Raw genomic sequence first — 3,288 nt, forward strand, 5'->3', positions numbered from 1 at the left:
TCCGGGTCGCGGGGGACGAGCACCCACAGCCGACCGCCGAGCACCGCAGCCCAGTCGTCCCGCCCCTGGGGGTGCAGGTAGGTGGCCTCGGTACAGGTCCCGAAGGGCAGGCCGCTGCGGCGCAGGCGGCGGTGCATCTCGACCTCGTCACCGCGGACGAACAGCCTCGGGTCCGGCACACCGACGGCCTCGATCGCGGCCTCCGAGAGCAGCGCGCCGTTGAAGAGGTTCGCCACGCCGGCGAGGGTCTCGCCCGGCCCGAGGTCGGTGCGACGACGCACCCAGACCAGACCGCGTCGCAGCGGGAACGCCAGCTGCTGCGGGTCCTGGTCGTCCACGACCAGGGGCGAGACCGCCCTGAGCCCGTGGTCCTCGGCGCAGACCAGCAGGCGGCCCAGCGTCCACCGGTCAGCAGGCCGGCCGTCGTCGTCGGCCAGCCAGACCCAGTCGGCGCCCAGCGCCCTCGCCTGCAGCACGCCGTACGCGAACCCGCCGGCGCCACCGAGGTTCGTGGCCGAGGGCAGGTAGGTGAAGGGGATGCCGCTGGCGGCGGCGATCGCCTCGGCCCGTGGGTCCGACCCGTTGTCCACGAGGACGAGGTGGTCCGGCCGGCGGCTCTGGGCGGCGACCGCGCTGACGGCCCGCGCCAGCAGCTCGGGCCGGTCCCGGGTCACGATGACGCAGATGACGGTGCAGTCTCGAATGCCCACGCCCGCACGCTAGGGCGGCCCGGCACAGGTGGCGGGTACGGCACGTGAACGGGGTGTGACCACCAGCGGGCGGTCACTGGCGGCCCACCCCGGGCCTTGGCGCCCGTGTCACCGCAGGGTCGCGCCGTGTTCACCGACTGGACCGAGGCGCTGCCTACCTTCGCCAGCGTGCGAGTTCCCTTCTCCCTTCTGCTGCCCGTGTACCGCGGCGACGACCCGGGTCAGGTCGACCGGGCGTTCCGCAGTACCGTCCACGAACAGCTGCGCCGGCCCGACGAGGTCGTGATCGTCCAGGACGGCAAGGTCACCCCCGCGCTGGCCTCGGCCCTGGAGCGCATCGAGTCCGCGAGCCCGGTGCCGGTGCGACGGCTTCGGCTCTCGCACAACGTGGGCCTCGCCCAGGCGCTGCAGTGCGGTCTCTCGGCCTGCCGGCACGAGGTCATCGCCCGGATGGACGCCGACGACATCAGCCTCCCGCACAGGTTCGCGACCCAGCTGCCCCTCATCGAGGGCGGCGCCGACCTCGTCGGGTCCGGCATGCGCGAGTTCACCGAGGACCTGGCGACCGCGGGTGCACACGGCGGGCAGGGCATCGTCCTGCGGGTGCCGCCACTGGAGCCTGCCCACATCGCCGCGACCGCGCGGTTGCGGAGCCCCTTCAACCACCCGACCGTGGTCTACCGCCGCTCCGCCGTCCTCGAGGCCGGTGGCTACCGCGACCTCCCGCTGCTCGAGGACTACTGGCTCTTCACCCGCATGATCGCCGGCGGGGCGCGTGTCGCGAACGTGGCCGAGCCGCTCGTGCTCTACCGCGTCGACGCCGGGTCGTACGAGCGGCGCGGCGGGATGCGGCTGCTGCGCTCGGAGGTGGGCCTGCAGCGGCGGCTGCACCGTGAAGGCTTCACGACGTCCCGACAGATGATGCGCAACCTCGCCGTCCGCGGCGGGTACCGCGTCCTGCCGGTGTTCGTGCGACAGGGCCTCTACCGCCGCGCGTTCACCGAACCCGCCGTTGCCTCCGGGACGCTGGACTGGCTGCCGGTGGTGGAGCGTCCCGACCGGCCGGAGACGGCTCCGCCGGCTCGCCCCGTCCGTGGGGAGGAGGGCGCATGAGGGCCGACCTCGTCGTCGTCGGCGCCGGCCTCTTCGGCCTGACCGTCGCAGAGCGCGCTGCGCACCAGGGGCTCGACGTCGTCGTGCTCGACCGACGGGACCACCTCGGGGGCAACGCCTGGAGCGACATCGAGCCGGAGACGGGGATCGAGGTGCACCGCTACGGAGCCCACCTGTTCCACACCTCGAACGAGCGGGTCTGGGAGTACGTCAACCGCTTCACCGCGTTCACGCCCTACCAGCACCGGGTCTGGACCGTGCACCGCGGCGAGGTCTTCCCGATGCCGATCAACCTCGGCACGATCAACCAGTTCTTCAGGTCCGCGCTGGGCCCGCAGGAGGCGCGGGAGCTGGTGGCACGCCAGGCGTCCGAGCTGACCGGCGACCCCGGGAACCTCGAGGAGAAGGCGATCTCCCTCATCGGCCGTCCCCTCTACGAGGCCTTCGTGCGCGGCTACACCGCCAAGCAGTGGCAGACCGACCCGACCGACCTGCCCGCCGAGGTCATCAGCCGCCTGCCCGTGCGCTACAGCTACGACAACCGCTACTTCAACGACACCCACGAGGGGCTTCCGGTCGACGGGTATGCCGCGTGGCTGACGAGGATGGCGGACCATCCCCGGGTGACGGTCCGGCTCGAGACCGACGTCCTCGAGGGTGGCCACGACCTGTCGATCGACGCCCTTCGTGGGCAGGTGCCGGTCGTCTACACCGGCCCGATCGACCGCTACTTCGGCACCGTGCACGGCCCGCTGGGGTGGCGCACCATCGACTTCCACCAGGAGGTGCTGGCCACCGGGGACTTCCAGGGCGCGCCGGTGATGAACTACGCGGACGAGGAGGCCGAGCACACCCGCATCCTGGAGTTCCGCCACTTCCACCCCGAGCGGGACTACCCCAGCGACAAGACTGTTGTCGTCCGGGAGTACTCGCGCTTCGCCGACGTGGGTGACGAGCCGTACTACCCGGTCAACACCGCGGAGGACCGTGCCCGCCTGCTTGCCTACCGCGAGCTCGTGGAGGCGGAGCGCATCGACCACTCCGTGGCGTTCGGCGGCAGGCTCGGCTCCTACCAGTACCTGGACATGCACATGGCCATCGCGTCCGCGCTGCGCCTCGTGGACAACGACCTCGAGGCCCTGCTGACCGGCACGGCCCGGATGGCGGTGACGGGGCGGTGAGCGTGGTGAACCAGCGCGTGGTCGCTTCGGTGGTCCTCCCGGTCGACGGCGACCTGGACGTGCTGCCGCTCTACGTCGACGGCGAGCACGTCCCCGCCCCGTCCGTCGACGACGCACCGGCCACCCCCGTCGCGAGCACACAGCACCCCGACCAGGTGCTCGGGCGCCGCGCCTACCGGCTCGCGCCGGGCCAGCGGGCCTCGTTCGCGACCTACTTCAACGCCTTCCCCGCCGGCTACTGGCGACGGTGGACCGTGGTCGACAGCGTGACCCTGCGGGTGCGC

3 protein-coding genes and 1 pseudogene are annotated in these 3,288 nt (G+C 72.4%); 3 read left to right on the forward strand and 1 reads right to left on the reverse strand.

The features are described from left to right. On the reverse strand, window positions 1-710 hold a 710-nt coding region (locus tag VIB11_RS16635; RefSeq protein WP_332057188.1), incomplete at its 3' end, for a glycosyltransferase. Between the two features lie 126 nt (window positions 711-836). On the opposite strand from VIB11_RS16635, the gene VIB11_RS16640 reads away from it, so the two are divergent. The 3 genes and pseudogenes from VIB11_RS16640 to VIB11_RS16650 all read left to right on the forward strand — a co-directional run. Then, on the forward strand, window positions 837-1,823 hold the full coding sequence (locus VIB11_RS16640) for a glycosyltransferase (RefSeq protein WP_332057189.1): 987 nt from the start codon (window positions 837-839) through the stop codon (window positions 1,821-1,823). Then, window positions 1,820-3,004, forward strand: coding sequence for a UDP-galactopyranose mutase (gene glf / locus VIB11_RS16645; protein WP_332057190.1), 1,185 nt, complete (start codon window positions 1,820-1,822; stop codon window positions 3,002-3,004). Before VIB11_RS16640 ends, glf begins: the two co-directional genes overlap by 4 nt. Further along, window positions 3,001-3,288 (forward strand): annotated as a pseudogene (locus VIB11_RS16650) (glycosyltransferase family 2 protein); the annotation flags it as partial. The gene glf and the pseudogene VIB11_RS16650, both read left to right, overlap by 4 nt.

It is taken from the genome of Pedococcus sp. (genome assembly GCF_036554925.1).
Lineage (GTDB): Bacteria > Actinomycetota > Actinomycetes > Actinomycetales > Dermatophilaceae > Pedococcus_A.